At 64.6% G+C, this 18,369-nt stretch carries 16 protein-coding genes; 8 read left to right on the top strand and 8 right to left on the bottom strand.

Annotated features, from left to right (window positions below; all coding sequences use genetic code 11):
• Positions 1-132 precede the first annotated feature (132 nt).
• Together I6F36_RS36515 and I6F36_RS36520 are read right to left on the bottom strand one after the other, a co-directional pair.
• On the bottom strand, positions 133-636 hold the full coding sequence (locus I6F36_RS36515; protein ID WP_225173106.1) for a DUF1993 family protein: 504 nt from the start codon (positions 634-636) through the stop codon (positions 133-135).
• A 111-nt stretch (positions 637-747) separates the two neighbouring features.
• Positions 748-2,043, bottom strand: a complete 1,296-nt coding sequence (locus tag I6F36_RS36520; protein ID WP_109145014.1) for a lytic murein transglycosylase — start codon at positions 2,041-2,043, stop codon at positions 748-750.
• 281 nt (positions 2,044-2,324) lie between these two features.
• Between I6F36_RS36520 and I6F36_RS36525 the strand changes: the two genes are divergently transcribed.
• Positions 2,325-4,649 (top strand): AI-2E family transporter, encoded by a 2,325-nt coding sequence (locus I6F36_RS36525; protein ID WP_225173107.1) that lies wholly within the window; start codon positions 2,325-2,327, stop codon positions 4,647-4,649.
• A 39-nt stretch (positions 4,650-4,688) separates the two neighbouring features.
• Here the strand turns inward: I6F36_RS36525 and I6F36_RS36530 are convergent, their stop codons facing one another.
• Positions 4,689-6,629 carry a glycosyltransferase gene (locus I6F36_RS36530; RefSeq protein WP_225173108.1) on the bottom strand — a complete coding sequence of 647 codons (1,941 nt, stop codon included), beginning with the start codon at positions 6,627-6,629 and terminating at the stop codon, positions 4,689-4,691.
• The gene (locus I6F36_RS36535; protein ID WP_225173109.1) at positions 6,626-7,972 is read right to left on the bottom strand and encodes an HlyD family secretion protein; all 1,347 of its coding nucleotides are present in this window, start codon (positions 7,970-7,972) and stop codon (positions 6,626-6,628) included. Before I6F36_RS36535 ends, I6F36_RS36530 begins: the two co-directional genes overlap by 4 nt.
• Before the next feature lie 287 nt (positions 7,973-8,259).
• Between I6F36_RS36535 and htpX the strand changes: the two genes are divergently transcribed.
• From htpX to I6F36_RS39935, 3 genes are all read left to right on the top strand, one after another.
• Positions 8,260-9,198, top strand: a complete 939-nt coding sequence (gene htpX, locus I6F36_RS36540; protein ID WP_036037078.1) for a zinc metalloprotease HtpX — start codon at positions 8,260-8,262, stop codon at positions 9,196-9,198.
• 135 nt (positions 9,199-9,333) lie between these two features.
• Complete coding sequence (locus I6F36_RS36545) at positions 9,334-9,975, top strand: tetratricopeptide repeat protein (RefSeq protein WP_225173110.1); 642 nt, start codon at positions 9,334-9,336, stop codon at positions 9,973-9,975.
• Between the two features lie 209 nt (positions 9,976-10,184).
• Positions 10,185-10,577 (top strand): DUF3551 domain-containing protein, encoded by a 393-nt coding sequence (locus tag I6F36_RS39935; RefSeq protein ID WP_081494629.1) that lies wholly within the window; start codon positions 10,185-10,187, stop codon positions 10,575-10,577.
• Positions 10,578-10,995: 418 nt separating this feature from the next.
• On the opposite strand, the gene I6F36_RS36555 is transcribed toward I6F36_RS39935, so the two are convergent.
• Positions 10,996-11,346 carry a hypothetical protein gene (locus tag I6F36_RS36555; protein WP_036013820.1) on the bottom strand — a complete coding sequence of 117 codons (351 nt, stop codon included), beginning with the start codon at positions 11,344-11,346 and terminating at the stop codon, positions 10,996-10,998.
• A 166-nt stretch (positions 11,347-11,512) separates the two neighbouring features.
• Positions 11,513-12,313 (bottom strand): hypothetical protein, encoded by an 801-nt coding sequence (locus tag I6F36_RS36560; protein WP_036024809.1) that lies wholly within the window; start codon positions 12,311-12,313, stop codon positions 11,513-11,515.
• A gap of 227 nt (positions 12,314-12,540) precedes the next feature.
• On the opposite strand from I6F36_RS36560, the gene I6F36_RS36565 reads away from it, so the two are divergent.
• Positions 12,541-12,834: a hypothetical protein gene (locus tag I6F36_RS36565; RefSeq protein WP_036013813.1), complete on the top strand. Its 294-nt coding sequence runs from the start codon at positions 12,541-12,543 to the stop codon at positions 12,832-12,834.
• Positions 12,835-12,982: 148 nt separating this feature from the next.
• Here the strand turns inward: I6F36_RS36565 and I6F36_RS36570 are convergent, their stop codons facing one another.
• Positions 12,983-14,428, bottom strand: a complete 1,446-nt coding sequence (locus I6F36_RS36570; RefSeq protein ID WP_036013804.1) for a short-chain fatty acyl-CoA regulator family protein — start codon at positions 14,426-14,428, stop codon at positions 12,983-12,985.
• Between the two features lie 229 nt (positions 14,429-14,657).
• On the opposite strand from I6F36_RS36570, the gene I6F36_RS36575 reads away from it, so the two are divergent.
• The 3 genes from I6F36_RS36575 (at position 14,658) to I6F36_RS36585 (ending at position 17,315) form a co-directional block, all read left to right on the top strand.
• The gene (locus I6F36_RS36575; protein ID WP_036013803.1) at positions 14,658-16,292 is read left to right on the top strand and encodes an isocitrate lyase; all 1,635 of its coding nucleotides are present in this window, start codon (positions 14,658-14,660) and stop codon (positions 16,290-16,292) included.
• Positions 16,293-16,363: 71 nt separating this feature from the next.
• Positions 16,364-16,573, top strand: a complete 210-nt coding sequence (locus I6F36_RS36580) for a hypothetical protein (RefSeq protein ID WP_036013800.1) — start codon at positions 16,364-16,366, stop codon at positions 16,571-16,573.
• Positions 16,574-16,757: 184 nt separating this feature from the next.
• Positions 16,758-17,315, top strand: a complete 558-nt coding sequence (locus tag I6F36_RS36585; protein ID WP_225173111.1) for a hypothetical protein — start codon at positions 16,758-16,760, stop codon at positions 17,313-17,315.
• 106 nt (positions 17,316-17,421) lie between these two features.
• Here I6F36_RS36585 and I6F36_RS36590 read toward each other — a convergent pair whose 3' ends face one another.
• Positions 17,422-18,306: a metallophosphoesterase gene (locus I6F36_RS36590; protein ID WP_036013809.1), complete on the bottom strand. Its 885-nt coding sequence runs from the start codon at positions 18,304-18,306 to the stop codon at positions 17,422-17,424.
• Positions 18,307-18,369 lie beyond the last annotated feature (63 nt).

The raw sequence follows: 18,369 nt of genomic DNA on the forward strand, positions 1-18,369 counted from the left end.
GCATCGGGCGCAAGGGATGAGCCATACGCAAAGTGCAGACGAGCTGCGCGGCAGGGCGCGCGTAGCATAATTCGTGTGCAATGTCGGCTGCGACAGTGAAATCCCACTGTCGCGGCCGTGCGATTTCAGAAATCAGTTCGCGCCGAGGAAATCGCGCTTGCCGATCTCAACGCCGTTGTGACGCAAGATGCCGTGGGCGATCGCGGCGTGGAAATAGAGGTTCGGCAGCGAGAACGAGCTCAGGAATTGCTGTCCCGTCATGGTGATGGTCTTGCCGGGGCCGATCGGAAAGGTGACGTCCTTGGCGTCGGCGCCCTCAAACTGCTCGGGCTTGAAGGATTTGAAATAGTCGATCGTTTTCGCCAGCCGCTGCTTCAACTCCGCAAAGCTCGTTTCGGTGTCGGGCGTCGAGGGGACCTCGCTATGCGTCAGCCGCGCACAGCCTCTGGTCGGATAGTCGCTGACCAGCTGGATCTGCCGCGACAGCGGCAGCATGTCCGGGAAGAGGCGCGAGCCGAGCAGGACGCTGGGATCGATCTTCCTGGCCGCGCAATGCGCCTCAGCTTTGGTGAGCAGCCCGGTCACGCTGTTCAGCATCTGCAAATAGGCGGGGACGACGGCGTCGTAGAAGGACATGTGATGCTCGCTTCAAATGGTGGGAAATCTCAGGAGAAAACCTGAGCCACTCACATGGGAGCCTCATGGAAAATTGCAATCGCGGAAAGAGACTTGTGCGATGCGAAAATTCTACCGCACCGTCGTCTGGGGCAGGACCTGCGCCGTGCCGCCGCGCATGCGCGCGAGCAGCTCGGCGGTCGGCCAGGAATCCGCCGGCAGGCCGTACTTGATCTGCGTCGCCTTCACCGCGGCGCGGCTCTGCTGCCCCAGCACACCGTCGACCTTGCCGACGTTGAAGCCGGCGCGCACCAAGAGCTGCTGCAATTCCTTGAGCTCGTTGAACGGCAATTGCGCGACCGGCGCCGCCGGCTTGCGCATCGGCGCGGCCCCGGCGATGCGCGAGGCGAGATAGCCCGCGGTGGTCGCGTAGATCAGCGAGTTGTTCCACTCGGTGTAGGCCGCGAAATTCGGATAGGCCATGAAGGCCGGCCCGAAGCGTCCCATCGGCAGCAGCACGGAGGCTGCGAGATTGTCGTTCGGCAAGGGCCGGCCGTCGGGATAGGTGACGCCCAGTTGCGCCCATGTCGAGCGCGGCTCGCGTACCGTGAGATCGGTCTTCTCCCACGGCAGGTTCGGCGGCACCTTGATCTCCTCGAGCCACGGCTCGCCGCGCCGCCACTTCAATCCGTTTGCGATGTAGTTCGCGGTCGAGCCGATCACGTCGGCCGGCGAGCGCAACAGGTCGCGCCGTCCGTCGCCGTCAAAGTCGACCGCGTAGTTGACGTAGTGCACGGGCAGGAATTGGGTCTGGCCGAGCTCGCCGGCCCAGGAGCCGATCATCTCGTCGGGATGCAGATCGCCGCGGTCGATGATCTTCAGCGCCGCGATGGTCTCGTTCACGAACATCTCCGAACGGCGGCAATCATAGGCGAGCGACACCAGCGATTTCAGCGTCGGCAAATTGCCCATGTTGGCACCGAAATCGCTCTCGAGGCCCCAGAACGCGGCGATCACCGCGGGCGGCACGCCGTATTCCTTTTCCGCGCGCGCAAACGCCGCGGCGTATTGCTTGATGTGCTGCTGCCCGTTCTGCATGCGATAGGCCGCGGCCATGCGGCCGGCGAATTCGGTGAAGAGCTGTCCGAACACGCGCTGGCCGCGGTCGCGGTTGACGATGCCCTGGTCGTAGACGAGATAGGGCGATGCCTCCGCGATCGTGCGCTGCGACACGCCGGCGGCCACCGCCTGTTGCTTCACCTCGGTCAGGAAGCGATCGAAGCTCGCGCCATTGTGGCACGAGGCCCCGCGCGGCGAGGGGGCCTTCGGCACTGCGGGCTTGGCAGGAGGCGGAAGCATTTGGGCGGATGCCGTGGCCGTGCATGCGATAAGCGCGAGGGCCGCGATCGGAAATCGGGTCTGGACCATGGGGGTTCCGGCGGGGAAGGGCAGGCGTGGATTCGGCCGAAGTTTAGGGGAAGCGGCCGCCCCAGGCCATCCCCACCCTGCACCTGATCTAGAGGACGATAGGTCGCCCGCCTTGGTGCGCAGGGGCATGTATTCAGAAATCAAGCCATCGGCTCGGTTGGATCAATCCCGCCGAATCGGGGTTGACCTGTCGAAACCGTTACGGAAAGGCTCGATCTGTGGCCGAGTTGCCTCCGGCGTCGACGCAACGAACACCGGCCGTGCGAGCCGCAACCTCGCCCATGCTCACGGCCGGCGGCATCGTCCTAGCCATCGGAGCCCTCTATCTCGGCCGGGAAATCTTCGTTCCTTTTGCCCTTGCGATCCTGCTGAGCTTCGTTCTCACGCCCTTGGTCAATTGGCTGAGACGTTGGAAAGTGCCCCGCATTGCAGCGGTGCTAATTGCCGTTTCCATTGCCTTCATCGTCGTCGCAGGGGTCGCCTTGGTCGTTGGGCGCCAACTGGTCCAACTCGCCAGCAACCTTCCCAATTATCAGACCACCATCACCGAGAAGATCCGCTCGTTGCAAAGCTCCGCGCCGGGCGGCGGGGTCGTCGACGCCGTTACCACGACGATGCAGGATCTCGGCAGAGAGATCTCGGGAGATGAGAAAAAGTCGGCGGCAGCATCCTCCCGGCTTGGCACCGGTAGTGAGAGTCGGGAGCCTGTCACCGTGCGGGTGGAGCCGCCACAGCCGAGACCGCTGGAGCTCATTCGATCGGTCATAGGTCCATTGCTGGCACCGCTTGCGACTTCCGGGCTGGTCGTCATTTTCGTGATCTTCGTGCTGCTCGAGCGCGAAGACCTGCGCGACCGATTCATCAAGTTAGCCGGAGCCGGTGACCTTCAGAAGAGTACTCAGGCCATCAACGATGCTGCCTCGCGGGTCAGCCGCTATCTGCTGATGCAGCTTGTTGTCAATCTGACTTACGGCGTGCCGATCGGTGTTGCACTCTACTTTGTTGGCGTGCCGAACGCGATTCTTTGGGGCTTGCTCGCAGCGGTACTTCGATTCATTCCCTACCTCGGTCCTTTCCTGGCTGCTATATTTCCCGTTGCCCTGGCCATCGCCGTCGATCCAGGCTGGACGATGCTGTTCTGGGTCGTCGGTTTGTTCGTTACGGCTGAACTCGTCAGCAACAATGTTGTCGAGCCTTGGCTCTACGGATCCAGCACCGGGCTGTCGTCCCTCGCAATTATCATCGCCGCGATCTTCTGGACGATGCTCTGGGGACCCGTCGGGCTGTTTCTGGCGACGCCTTTGACCGTCTGCCTCGTCGTCATGGGGCGCTACGTCCCGCAGTTGGAGTTCTTGGGCGTTCTGCTCGGCAGCGACCCTGTGCTCGCGCCGGAGGAGCAACTCTACCAGCGGTTATTGGCTGGCAACCTGGAGGAGGCGGTTGAGTTCGCCGAGAACTATGTCGACGAGTGTTCCTCGCGCGAGCTGTACGACAACGTCGGAATTCCGGCGCTGCGCCTGGCGGAGAATGATCGTCAGCGCAGCGGCATCGACACCAATTACCGGCGTCTTGTTGCGGATACGGCTATTTCGGTTGTCCGGGAGGTTGATGACCATATCCGCGAAAAAGCGAATGCAGTGGACGAGGGAAATCACACTGCGCAGCGACCATGCGTCCTCTGTCTCGCTGGACGCACGGAGCTCGATCATGCAGCGGCGGAGATGCTCGCGCAGGTGCTCGAGGAGCGCACCATCGGCGCCAAGGTCTTGCCGCCGATCGCGGTCAGTCGGGGAGCATTGGAGCAACTCGATCTCCAGGGGGTCGACGTGGTGTGTCTGTCCTACTTTCACCCGCAGCCGCAGGTCTACGCCCGCTATGTCTTTCGTCGCCTGCGCCGTCGGGCTCCACAGGTGAAGCTTGCCGCCTGCTGCTGGAATTTGATCGCCGGAACGGAACAGACGGGAGAGCTCAAGACCCAGATGGCGGCCGACGCGGCATTCGCCTCTCTCCAAGCATGCGTCGAGCAGGTTGAAGCATGGGTCGGTCGCGCGGCAGCTCTCGGCGATACGCCCCAGCTCACGGCCGACGCCGAACGTGCGCAGCTCGCCGCGCTGCGCGGACTTGGCTTGGACGCCTCGAAACGCCAGGACCTGGATGAGGCCTCCAGAAAGGTCGCGCAAGCGTTCAACGTTCCGATCGCGCTGGTGACATTGGTCGATCATATTCAGCTAACCGCCGCTGAAGCCCGCGCCCAAGAAGTTCAAGCAGGTCTGCCGAGCAATCACGAGGGCTCCCTCGACGCGCATGTGATCGCTGCAGGCGATATGCTGGTTTCGGAGGATGTGACCGAAGACCCGCGCTTCGCCGACGATCCGCATGTGCTGGAGCGAGGCATTCGCTTCTACGCGGGGGTCCCGCTCCGGACTTCATCCGGTCATGTTGTAGGCTGCCTTTGTGTGATCGATACTCAGCCGCGGGAGTTCACCGACCGGGATCGTGACCGCCTGCAGGAGATGGCGAAGCAATTGATGATCGATATCCAGAGCGCTCGAGTGGCCACAGGCGTCGAGTCGGATGGCTCGAGAGAGGTGCATCCCGCCCCCTAGCGGAGAGGAAGCCGACCTTGCCGCTAACAGTGCGTGGCGCTAGCCGAACAGCCGCATCAGCAGCGCCTTACCGACCGGGAGCGCCCTGACGCCCCGATAGGCCCGAACATATTCGCCGGCATAGAACGCCCTGATTGCATGCACGCGCGTGTCCATGCCTTCCGCGAACCGCACGGCAAATCCATCAATGGTCCGCCGCACCACGATGGCCGCGATCGAGCGGCCGTAGATCTGGCACTCGAGGGTGCTCCCAGGCGCCGGCGGATCGGGATCGATTAGCCGCGCGCCGGTGATGGAGATATCGGCGAGCCGAGCCAGATGCGACCTGCCGTCCTGGCGCAGCAGCACCGGCTCATTGCGATTGAAGCGCTCCGCCTTGCGCTTGCGCGGCTGCTCGATGCAGACGAAGCAGACCACGGTGAGGATGAACGCGTTGTAGAAGCTCCAGGCCAGCGCCAGTCCGCCATAGGCGATGTTCTCGCCGCGCTGCTGCAGGATGAAGGCATAGGCGATCGATGCGAGCGTGATGAAAAGTGCGCAGCCGTAGATGCGCAGCAGCGGCCATTCGACGAAGCGTCGGTCGCGGTCGCCGCCTTTCGCGGTGACCTTGAACTTGTGTCCCTTCGGCTTCAGCAGGCCGGTCGCCACCGCCTTGAGCACGGCAGGCGCGGCAATCAGTTGGGAGACATCCGTCATCATTGCGAGCGAGCGGCCGCGCGAAAGCCAGGCCATGCTGAGGCCGTTCCAGACATAGAAGGGCAGAAAGACCCGCAACAGCTCGCTCAGATCGGCCCGCACCGCCTGGATGCCGAACAGCAGGAACAGCCAGGGCACCACAAGGCCCGCCACTTTCGAGGTGTAGACCGCGGACCAGCTCATGAAGGCGTCGGCCAGCGAGAGGCGGTCGATGAAGGGCAGCTTCGAGTCCCGCGAGAGCGGTCCGCTGCGGCCGCGCACGATCTGCATCAAGCCGAGGCACCAGCGGGCGCGCTGGGTGATGTATTCCTTCAGCCCTTCCGGCGCGAGCCCGATCGTCAGGCGCTCGTTGAGATAGATCGTATTGAGTCCGCGTTCCTTGAGGCGCAGCGTGACGAGATAGTCCTCCGTCACCGAATCGGTCGGAAAGCCGCCGATCCGCATCAGTCCGGAATAGCGGATGAGGGAGGAGGTGCCGCAGCAGAACGCGACGCCCCAGGCGTCCTTGGCCGGCAGCAGGATGTCGAAGAAGAAGCGCTGCTCGTCGGGCCAGACGTCGGTCGCGGCGAGGTTGGTCTGGATCGGGTCGGGATTGATGAAGTGCTGCGGGGTCTGGACCACGCCGACCGACGCATCGTCCATGAGCGAGACGGTGCGCGCAAGGAAATCGGGCCGCGGCACGAAGTCCGCATCGAGAATGGCGACGAACTGCGGCCGCTCCGGCAGCGCCCCGACATGCCTCAGTGCGTGATTGATGTTGCCTGCTTTGGCGTGCTGGTTGTCGGGCCGCGTCAGATAGTGGCAGCCGAGCTCGCCGGACAGCCGCCGCAGCCAGGGCCGCCTTCCGTCGTCGAGCACCCAGACGCGGTAATTGCCGTAGTCCATGCCCGTCGCGCCGATGATCGTACGCTCGAGGATCCCTCGTTCCTCGTTGTAGGTGCAGATGAAGACGTCGATCAGCGGTGCGCCCGGATCGGTGGTGCGGCCGTCGACCTTCGCTGCGCCGGTGCGGTCGCGCGTCCGGCTCAGGAACAGCAGCGACAACGCGACCGCGACGAGCGAGGCCGCCTCCAGCAGCATGAAGGGGTAGCCGATCACGGCATCGACGGTCAGGCGCGGCGGCGGAAGCGTCGACATGATCCGCCAATAGAGATAGCGCAGCAGCAAGGTCACCGAGACAATGGCCAGGAACGAGCGTGCCATCGTGCTGTCGCGCCTCAGCAGCGGTACGATCGCCATGAAGGCGCCGAGCGCGATCAGGCCGGGCGTCAGCGCCGCCGTCACGGTGCGGTCTCGTGCCGCGCAAACACCACGCGGCCGGTGCGGCCGACCGTGCAGGCGCGAGCTGCGGCATCGCGCGAGGCCACGGTCACACGATAGGGCTCCTTGCTCAGCGCATCCGGATTGATGGCGAGATTGGCCGGCGCGCCGGCAGCGCCGGTCAGGTTGACCACGGTGCCGGAGATCGGCTCGCCGCCGTCATTGGGCTCGAACGTCGCGTGGTCGCCGAGCTGCAGGCGGTTGTAGACGTTCTCGGTGACATTGGCGGTGATCACGGCGCCGCTGCAATCGAGCACTTTGAGCAACGGCTGGCCTGCCTGCACGTCCTCGCCCGGAGATGTCATCATTTCCCAGACGCGGCCTGCGACGGGTGTCGTAATGTTGGCTTCGGTGAGATCCGCGAACCGGACCTCCTCGACGATGATCTCGTTGGCGAGCCAGGCGATCTCCGTGTCGGTGCGCGCGAGATCGGCCTCGAGGTCGCCGGCACGCTGGCGCATCTCCTCCTCGCGCTGAACCGAGCTCGGCCGGTCGTTGTAGCTGTCGCCGAGGAAGGATCCGTTCCGCGCTGCGGCGAGCTCGACCTTGGCCGCGTCCAGCCGCTTGCGCGCACCGAGCTCGGTCTGTTGCGACACCGAGAGCTCGCGCGTCAGACGTGCCAGTTCGACGGTCGAGACATTGCCCGATTTTGCCAGCGAGGAGGCGCGCTCGACGGCGGCACTGGCCTCGTCCCGCCGCGCCGCCGCAGCCTCGATCGAGGTCTGGATCTCCGCGATGCGGGCCTCGAGCTGGAGCACGCGTCCTTCGCGAAACAGCGCGGCCTGCCGCGCCAGATCCTTTTGTGCCGCCTGCGCCGAAGCGAGCTTCGCCGCAAGGCTCGGCCGTTCATTCTCCAGGCGCGATTTCTGCCGCCGGAGATCGTCGAGCCGGGTGCGATCGCCGCGCGAGTTGAAGACGCGCAGGACGACGGTCCCGGCTTCGAGCTTGGCCTGGTCAGTGACGCGCTGGGCGGCTGCGACGCGGCCACCGATCGGAGTCCGCAAGGTGACGAGGCGGGAATTTAGCACGGCTTCGACGCTCGAATTTTCCCAGATCGCGCGCAGCGGCAGCCAGCCGAACACGGCGACGATGGCGAGCCCGATCGCGACCTTGGCTCCGCGCCGCAGATACGGCCAGCGGCGTCCCGATTCTTGCCCGCTCTGCGTCGTGGAAGCATGGTCGGACTCGTCATTGGTGAAGAGGTGCTCGTGCAGGGAGTCCTGCAAACCCTTCGCATCAGTTCTGGCGTCGTGAGGGGAGGGGGCGGATGAGGGGGCGACGGAGGCGGCGCTCGAGCGGTCTACCATGGCGGTCACCTTGCTGACGGGAGGCCAACGGGAACCCGGTCAATGCACAAGGCCAATGCCGCGTGCCCGGTTACCGCGAGTTATGCGGAAATTGCGCTTTCCAGGTTGCTAAGCCTCCGCGTGTGTTTTTGCGCAAATCCCGGTCAAGCTTTAGTGGCGGCGGAAAGGCTGGCTGGCGCCGCTGGCGTCTGCGGCTCCACGACGCACGAACCTTGCAGCCGGCGGCCGCATTCATACTTCGAAGGTGCCGGCCAGAGGTTCGCCCGCGGCCGCCCCAGGAGACGGCCATGAACTATTTTCGTACCGCAATGCTGCTCGCTGGCCTGACCGCCCTGTTCATGGGCGTCGGCTATCTGATCGGAGGCGCCTCGGGCGCCATGATCGCGCTCGTCATTGCCGCCGCAACCAACCTCTTCACCTACTGGAACTCCGACCGCATGGTGCTGTCGATGTACGGCGCCCATGAGGTCGATCGTTCGACCGCGCCGGAGCTGGTCGGCCTCGTCGCCGAGCTTGCGGGCCGCGCCGGCCTGCCGATGCCGCGCGTGTTCGTGATGGATGAGATCCAGCCCAACGCGTTCGCCACCGGCCGCAATCCGGAAAACGCCGCGGTCGCCGTCACCACCGGTCTGATGAACCAGCTCAGCCGCGAGGAGCTCGCCGGCGTGATTGCGCACGAGCTCGCGCATATCAAGCATCACGACACGCTGCTGATGACGATCACCGCGACCATCGCCGGTGCGATCTCGATGCTGGCGCAGTTCGGCATGTTCTTCGGCGGCAATCGCGACAACAACAGCGGTCCGGGCATCATCGGCTCGATCCTGTTGATGATCCTCGCTCCGCTCGGTGCCATGCTGGTGCAGATGGCGATCAGCCGGACCCGCGAATATGCCGCCGACAATCTCGGTGCGCGCATCGTGGGACAGCCGATGTGGCTGGCCTCTGCGCTGGTGAAGATCGAGGGCGCTGCGCACCAGGTCCCGAACTACGAGGCCGAGCGAAACCCTGCGACCGCGCACATGTTCATCATCAATCCGCTGTCGGGCCACGGGGTGGACAACCTGTTCGCCACCCACCCCTCGACGCAGAACCGCGTCGCCGCGCTCCAGCAACTGGCGGCCGAGCTCGGCGCGCGCGCGGCGCCGTCGGTCGGCGCCAACGAGAACTATCCACCGCGCGGGCCGTGGGGCCGCTCCTCCTCACGTCGTAGTCCCTGGGGCTGACGGAGCCGGCAAGGATTGCGTCTGGCTTTGTGATCTGGCGCACACAGGGGGGTCCCCAACCAGTGTTAACTCCTCGGCGTGACCATTCCTTCGAAAGGGGATGGGTGGCTGGCGCGCTGCCGGCCACCGTCGAAGATGACCAGAATTGCCGTACCATTGCTGATCGTCCTTTGCGTGCTCGTCGGCTTGTCCACGCACATGGTCGTCAATTGCGGCGACGAGGATGATCCCGACATCTGCTCGGCCGTGATCGGCTTCTCGCCGCTGCGCGGCTCGCTGATCGCCTTCGCCTATGCGGGACGTGGACGGATCGCGCTGCGTCACGGCGACTTCAAGCGGGCGATCGCCGATTTCGACGAGGCCATCCACCTCAATCCCAACCGCGCTTCGCTCTATCGCGACCGGGCGCTGGCGCGCCGGCAGAACGGCGACTTCGAGCTTGCCATTGCGGATTACGACGAGGCGATCGCGCACGATCCCAAGCGCGCGGCACCTTATCACCAGCGCGGTCTCGCGCTCGCCGCAATGGGCGATCTCGACCGCGCCATCCTGAGCTACAGCACGGCGGTCCGCCTCGACCCCACCGATGCGCAGGCCCGTCTCGACCGCGGCCTTGCGTTCCTCGCCCGCGGCCAGACCGACGACGCCCGCGCCGATTTCGAAGCCGCGCTGGCGCTGCCCGCCGGCAAGGACGGTCACGCGCGAGAGGCCGCGCGCGCCAAGCTCGCGGAACTCGCCAGCGCCGAGCCGACACTGGTGGCCGCGCCGCGAAGATGAGGATCTGGCGCGGCATTTGCGGCGGTACCCTCTCACGTCTTTAGGACAGGTGGCTTGCCGCATAGCGGCGAGATCGGTGAGAGATGCGGAAAGCGAGACTGTCGCGGCTGTCTGCTGCGCGTATGAACCAATTCAACTAGTATTGAGTTGGATCAATACTGGCAGGGTCCAGAGTGCATCCATGTCGTGCGCCCCTGGAGGAGCTTCCAATGTGCAAATGGGCTTTGACGATTCTGACCCTGAGTATCGCTCTGACAGCGGGGCAGGCTCGAGCCCAAAAATATGACCCGGCTTATCCCGTTTGCTTGAACGTCATTTCTCGCGGAATGACGCCATACTACCGATGCAGCTTCACGACGATGGACCAATGCAGGGCGTCGGCAAACGGCCAGATGTGCGTCCTCAATCCCTACTACGCCGGTCCTCCGGCGAGAGGAAACGCTCGGCGGCATCATCGCCAGACCTACGCGCCACCGAGGCCGCCGGTCCAGTACCGGGCGGTACCCTATAATCACTTCAATGAACCCTATTATGGGGCATCCCAAGGTTACGCGCCTGGCGAGAAAGAGCGCTTTCTCCAAAGTGTGAGGCAATACATGTGAGGGATGTCGCTCGACTGTTCGACCAGCCCATGCCTGGGGCGGAGGAATCGTTGAGGTCGCGGCCGGCCCGATTGCGGCGGCCGCGAGGGAGCGCGTCGCAAACGCGCAACGCGGCGATCCGATCAAGCCGGAGATAATTGGGAGACAGGCCGGCGAGCCTCCAGATCGCCAATCCCGTAGCGGCGATCGGTTCAACGGCAGGGCTATCGCATTTGGGAGTTTTTCCTTGCGGCCATCCTTCGAGACGCCCGCTTTGGCGGGCTCCTCAGGATGAGGGCGGAATGCGCGGCAGCAGTTTCAACGCGCACCGATGCTGATTAGCCTCATCCTGAGGAGGCGCGTCAGCGCCGTCTCGAAGGACGAGGCGCGTGCGCAGGCCGCCGCCGCAAGTCATATGCGATAGCCCTGGGTGCAACGACTACGTCTTCTTTTTCGCTTTGGCTTTCTTTGCGGCCTTCTTCGCCGGCTTCTCGTCCTTTGCCTTCTTCTCCGCTTTCACCGTAACAGGCGTGCTGGCGGCGAGGCGCATCGACCGCGCGTAGCTGTCGGCGACGTTATCGGCGGACATCTGCAGGCGCTTGGCGGCCGCGGTCGCCTGCTCCATGGTGGCCTTGGCCATCATCTTGAAGCGCTCGCCGGTCTCCTTGCCCTTGGCCTTGGCCGCAAGGCTGTTGAAGCGATCCCGCCGCTCCTTGGCACGGGTCATCAGGCCCGTATGCAGCTGTCTGGCCAGTTGCCGGATCACGACATCCAGGTCGGCTTCCGCCATGGTCTCTCATCCCCTTCGAAAAACGGTATCGATGCGGGCGGGACTATGCAGATCGGACCCCGGCTTGGCAATTCCCGGCTGTGCGTCATCCGCAGCTTACCGAGCGTGCGAAACAAAAAAGCCGCGCTGTTCGCGCGGCTCTTTGGCTTGGCTTGGCGCCGTCCGCTCATTTCAGCGAGGCGACCGGGCCGTTCGAGGCCGCCGGCTCGGGGTCGAAGCCGAACACGCCGACCAGATATTTGTAATAGTCCGGCATCTTCTCCTTGAGCGCCTCGCGCGACTTCGGATCGTGGAATTCGCTCTTGCCGGCCAGGAAGATGCTGGCGGTCACCGCAAAGAATTCCATGGGATTCTTCATCGCATAGGATTCCTTGGGCAAGAGGTCCTTGGACTTGGCGAGGGCGTAGTAGGTGATCACGCCCTTGTTGGCGTAGCCGTCCGGCAGCAGCCGCGCGTGGAAGGCGTGCAGCATCTCGTGCAGCAGCACGGCCTCCTTCTCGTAGCGCATCATGTCCGGCCGCAGCATGATCACGCCGAGGCCCGAATCGACCGCGAGGTCGACGGCATTGGGATTGGTCCAGCGCTGCTTGGCGGGGTCCCAGACCGTCAGGGTCCGGGGCGCGGTGCGCTGCATGTCCGGCGTGACCCGGCCGTAGCAGGCGGTGGCGGCGCCTTCGTCGAGGCAGGCGAGTTCGCTCGCGACGATCGGAACGGTGTGGAAGAAGCGCAGCACGCGCGGGGAGAGGCCGACGCCTTCGACGACGTCGATCTGGCTCTTCAGGTTCTCGGTGAGCTTGTCGACATCCTTGCGGTCGCGGTTCTCGGAGATGTCGAACATGTAGCCGCGGTAGCTCTGGAAGCCCGGCGGCAGCGGCTGCGCCGCGCCGGCATCGAGCGACCCGGCGATGGTTGGACTGGCGAATAGCGCGCCGACAATGGTCGCGGTCAGCAGCAACGCAATGCGCATGGTGAACCCCCTGATGTCACTTCGCCCGGCAGATTAGGCCGCCCTTGTTTGCGAAAAGTGAGTGCGGCGAGACTAAGGCACCGATGTTGAGGCGTGCTTAACCGTTGGTTGCAGATCGCGCGGGCGGATTAGGGTCGGGTTAACCAAGCGTGGATCGGCTGCGCGCTTCGGCGTAACATCCGCCCGGGCTCGAGGCCCTCACATCATAGCCGGAAGGGGAGGATGCCATGTATGCCGCCATCCGTCAGGCCAAGGCAAAAAGCGGGAGCGCGGAAGAGCTGACGCGCCGCATCAAGGACGGCGCCGTTCCCATCATCAGCGACGTCGACGGTTTCCGCGCCTATTACGTCGTCTATGGCGGCGACGACACGGTCACCGCGATCTCGATCTTCGACAAGTTCGAGCAGGCCGAGGAAGCGAACAAGCGCGCCATCGCCTGGATCGAGAAGGATCTCGGCCCGCTGCTCGCCGGCGACGCCCGCGCCGTGGCGGGACCGGTGATTGTGCATACGCTGGCGTGAGGGCGCGCGCTATTGATGACCGGAGCGGCGACCACACACTTGGTCGGCATGCCCGGGCTTGACCCGGGCATCCACGTCTTTCTGCGTACGCGGAAGCGCGTGGATGGCCGGGTCAAGCCCGGCCATGACGGAAGAGAGAGTGTGTGCCTCACAACTCCCTTGCATTCGAGAACGCAAAGCTCGACACCCGCCGCGTCGTCTCGTCCAGGATCAACGTGCGTGTGATCGGTGGCTCGGCGCGCTGGGCGCAGTTCTCGCGCTCGCAGAGGCGACAGTTGACGCCGATCGGGGTGCCCTCGGCCTTCTCCAGGTCCATGCCGGTGGCGTAGGTCAGGCGGGCGGCGTGGCGGATCTCGCAGCCGAGGCCGATGGCAAAGCGCGGCTGCGGCAGCGGATGCGGCGCCACGGGGCGGCGCACCATCTGCGCGATCGAGAAATAGCGCGTGCCGTCGGGCAGCTCGATCACCTGCTTGAGCAGGCGATCCGGCGTGTCGAAGGTCGAATGCACATTCCAGAGCGGACACGTGCCGCCGAATTTCGAGAACGGGAAGGTGCCGGAGGAGAAACGCTTGGAGACGTTGCCGGCATTGTCGACGCGCAAGAGGAAGAACGGAATGCCGCGCGCATTCGGTCGCTGCAGCGTGGTGAGGCGGTGGCAGACCTGCTCGAACCCGGAATTGAAGCGCTGTGCCAGCACGTGGATGTCGTAGTTCAGCGCTTCGGCGGCCGCGAGGAACGCCGGGTAGGGCATCATCACGGCGGCCGCGAAGTAATTGCCGAGCGTGATCCGGAACAGCCGCCGCGGCGCATCGTCCAGCGGGCCGGCCCGGCCGATGATGGTCTCCAGCGCCTGCGCGCATTCCGCCAGGCCCAGCTGGAAGGCGAGCTGGAATGCGCGGCCGGGCGGATCGACCAGCTCCGAGATCAGCAGCTGCCGGCGGTGGCGGTCGAATCGGCGGAGCGTCTCGCGCATCACGTCGACCGGCATGATGCGGGTCTGGATCGAGTGCTTCTCGCGCAAGCGCGTTATCAGCGCGGCATACAGCCCTTCGGCGGGCTCGTTCAACTCGTCGCGCAGATTTTCCGCCGCCTGCTCCAGCTCCGGAAAATAGTTGCGATTGGCCTCGATCAGCTCGCGCACGCGCTCGACCGGATTGGCTTCAAAGCGCGTGCCGACGTCGCGGTCGGCCATCTGCGCCGCGGCCAGCGTCTCGCCCTGACGCGCCTCGGTATAGGCCGCGTAGAGCCGCTGCAGCGCATGGGTGACGCCGGGGCAGAGCTCGGCGAGGTCGCGCAGCTCCTGCTTGGGCACGTCGATCTGCCGGAACAGGGGATCGGAGAAGATCTCGTTCAGCTCGGCGAAGAAGCGGTCCTCGTCCGCGGTGGCGAGATCGCGCAGGTCAAGGTCATAGGTCTCGGCCAGCCGCAACAGGATCTGCGCCGTGACCGGGCGCTGGTTGCGCTCGATCAGGTTGACATAGCTGGGCGAGATCCCGAGCCCCTCGGCGATCTGGGTCTGCGACAGCCCCAATTGCTGCCGGATTCGCCGGAAGCGCGGGCCGACGAAGAGTTTCTTGCCGGAATCGGCGGGCATGTCTCAGATCTCCAGACCCAATCAAGGTCAGAACCATTGACCTATTGTTTACAAATTTTACAAAGTGACATCTAATACACGTTCAGATGTTACATGACATCACCAATTAAAAACAAGTCATCTGTACGAACTTTTCCTTTTCGCGTTTAGCTCCTGACACGCATCTCGCAATGCATTGTCAAGAATGTCGATGGCTGACATCGCCATCGTCAGCGAAAGGATCAGGCACATGAATTACCAGCCCCGCGGTATCAGCACCCTCCAGGGTCCGTCCTCGTATCAGGACGAGGTCAAGGCGGCTCAGGCGCTCCTCGAGACCCAGCCGACCTGGAACGGCGTTTCGGCCGAGGCCGTCGCGCGCATGCGCCTGCAGAACCGTTTCAAGACCGGCCTCGACATCGCCCGCTACACCGCGGCCGTGATGCGCGCCGACATGGCCGCCTATGACAAGGATCCCACCAAGTACACCCAGTCGCTGGGCTGCTGGCACGGCTTCATCGCCCAGCAGAAGCTGATCTCGGTCAAGAAGCATTTCGGCGGCAAGACCGACCGCACCTACCTCTATCTCTCCGGCTGGATGATCGCGGCGCTGCGCTCCGAATTCGGTCCGCTGCCCGACCAGTCCATGCACGAGAAGACCGCGGTGCCGGCGCTGATCGAGGAGCTCTACACCTTCCTGCGTCAGGCCGATTCGCGCGAGCTCAACGACATCTTCCGTCTGCTCGACAAGGCGCGCAAGGAAGGCGACAAGACTCGCGAGAAGGAGCTGATCGAGAAGATCGACAACTTCCAGACCCATGTCGTCCCCGTCATCGCCGACATCGACGCCGGCTTCGGCAACGCGGAGGCGACCTATCTGCTCGCCAAGAAGATGATCGAGGCGGGCGCCTGCGCGCTGCAGATCGAGAATCAGGTCTCCGACGAGAAGCAGTGCGGCCACCAGGACGGCAAGGTCACCGTGCCGCATGACGTCTTCCTGGCGAAGATCCGCGCCTGCCGCCACGCCTTCCTCGAGCTCGGCGTCGAAGACGGCATCGTCGTGACCCGCACCGACTCGCTCGGCGCCGGCCTGACGCAGCAGATCGCCGTCAGCCACAAGCCCGGCGACATCGGCGACCAGTACAACAGCTTCCTCGATTGCGAGGAAATCACCGCGGAGAACGCCAAGAACGGCGACGTCATCATCAACCGCAACGGCAAGCTGATGCGTCCGAAGCGGCTGCCCTCCAACCTCTACCAGTTCCGCCCCGGCACCGGTGCAGACCGCTGCGTGCTCGATTGCATCACCTCGCTGCAGAACGGCGCCGACCTGCTCTGGATCGAGACCGAGAAGCCGCATATCGAGCAGATCGCCAGCATGGTCGACCGCATCCGCAAGGTGGTGCCGAACGCCAAGCTCGCCTACAACAACTCGCCGTCGTTCAACTGGACCCTCAACTTCCGTTGGCAGGTCTACGACGCGATGAAGGAAGCGGGCCAGGACGTCAGCAAGTACAACCGTGCCGAGCTGATGAAGGCGGAGTACGACGACACGCCGCTGGCGAAGGAAGCCGACGAGCGCATCCGTACCTTCCAGGCGGATTCGGCCAAGCGCGCCGGCATCTTCCACCACCTGATCACGCTGCCGACCTATCACACGGCCGCGCTCTCGACCGACAATCTCGCCCGCGAGTATTTCGGCGAGCAGGGCATGCTGGGCTACGTCAAGAACGTCCAGCGCGCCGAGATCCGTCAGGGCATCGCCTGCGTGAAGCACCAGAACATGGCCGGCTCCGACATCGGCGACGACCACAAGGAGTACTTCGCGGGCGAAGCTGCGCTGAAGGCGGGCGGCGTCCACAACACGATGAACCAGTTCGGCTAACGGCGGATCGGACCGGTCTGGAAGCCAGGTTGGAGTCCAGGCCGGTCACGCACCTCAACAGGAGACTGACAATGACCAAAGGCAGCAATTTCTGGGTGATCGGCGGCGAGTTCGGTTCGATGAACTTCCACAAGCTCGTGGAAGGCTCGGCCCAGGTCAAAGGTCCGTTCAAGACCCGCAAGGAAGCCGAAGAGTGCTGGAAGGAAGTCTCGGAAGAAAGCCGTCACAAGGCCGGCGTCCGCTTCTCGATCGTGGAAGAGCCCTCGCGGGTCTCGGCCTGATCGCCCCGACTTAAGAAGACGTCCAAGGACGGATGGTCCCATCCAGGCCCTGCCTGGGTGGGATCGTCTGTTTTTGGCACAGGTGAAACGGCTGTGGGCGCCGTAAGTCTCTGGAATTGTAGGTCTTTGCGGAGGGTTTGGTTGCTGATAGGTTAATGGGCATAAGTCGAGGACGAGGCCGACAATGTCAGAGCCCGAGACCAGCGGGACCCATCCCGGCCAGCCGGGCCCGGTGCGGCTGCGCGATGCGCTGCTGCGCGCGCGGATCGAGGCGGCCGACCGCACCGGCGTCGTCGTCGATTTGCGCGACGCCGAGGTGGCACGGCTCGAGATCCTCAACGACGCGCTCGATCCCCTGTTCGCGCAGGTGCCTGATCAGATCGACCTGTTCGACCGCGGCATCAGCCAGGGCGATACGCCGCGGCTGTGGATCGACGTCGTCGCCCATATCGTGATGGGCCGCGACAAGCGGATGTACCGCTTCGTCCAGGACACCCGCTTCGGCCGCATCGTGCTCGCCGAATCGCACGACACCGCCGTGATCGTCGAGGCCGTCACCGACTATGTCGCGCGCCGCATGGTCGAGCGCGAGCGTGCGATGTTGGTCCAGCCCGAACCGCAAGCACCGACCGCCGCGCCGCCGCCGCGCCGTTCGCGCGTCTGGCCGTTCGTGTTCGGCTTCGTGCTGGGCGCGGCCGCGCTGTTCGGGCTTGCAGTGCTGGCAGTCTTGCGGAACTGGTGAGGCTCTCTCCGCCGTCATTGCGAGGAGCCCTTGCGACGAAGCAATCCAGACTGCCTCCGCGGAGATTCCTGGATTGCTTCGCTGCGCTCGCAATGACGACCGGGGACTAAATCAACCGCACATGCTTGATCTGCCCGACCTGAAACCCCGCCCCGAGGCTTCGCACCGTCTGCTCGCAGCGCCAGCCGGCATTGTCCTTCTCGATGGTGAACAGATTGTACGCCGCCGCCGGATAACGTCCGTGCGCCAGCGCGGAGGCCGACGGCACGCCGAGCGCGGGAATGTTGCCGTTTGGACCCTCGAACCACATCGTCGAATGAATGTGGTCGTGCCCGTGCAGGACCAGCTCGACGCCGTGGCGCTTCAACAGTCCCAGCAATTCCGGCGCGTCCGTCATCCGCTTCGCCCGCGCGCTGGACTTCAGCGGATGATGCACCAGCAGCACGCGGAAGACGTCTTCCGCGGCGAGCCGCTCGAGCACCTCCGCAAGCGCGGCGAGCTGATCGCGCCCGAGCGTGCCGGTCGCCATCAGCGGCAGGGTCGGCACCGCCGTGGACAGGCTGATCAGGGCAAGCGGCCCGCGCCGGCGCACCGCAGGGAAGGCTGCGCCGCCGGGTGTGTCCGCGGCGATGTAGTGCAGGAACGTCTCGCCGAAGCGATGACGCGTCGCGCTGACATAGGCGTCGTGATTGCCGGGGATCGCGGTCACGCGGTCGGGCGGGCCGACGCTTTCGAGCCAGGCCAGCGCCGGTGCGAACTCCGCCTCCAGCGCCAAGTTGACGAGATCGCCTGTCACTGCGATGTGGTCGGGCGCCTGCGCCTTCATGTCGGCGACGAGCGCGTCGAGAACCTCGCGGCGCTGGTACTTGTGGCGGTTGCGCGTCCAGTTGACATAGCCGAACGCGCGCTTGCCCGCGAGCTCGATCAGCCGCGGCTTCGGCAAAGGCGCCAGATGCGGATCGGACAGGTGGGCGAGCGTGAAGGGAGCCAGCGTGAAGGGAGTCATGGCGCGCGAATGCCTCGCTATTGCTCCGCTGTAATGGCAAGGTCGCGC

Origin of the sequence: Bradyrhizobium sp. BRP19, from assembly GCF_020194195.1 — a bacterium.
GTDB classification, from domain to species: Bacteria; Pseudomonadota; Alphaproteobacteria; order Rhizobiales; family Xanthobacteraceae; genus Bradyrhizobium; species Bradyrhizobium yuanmingense.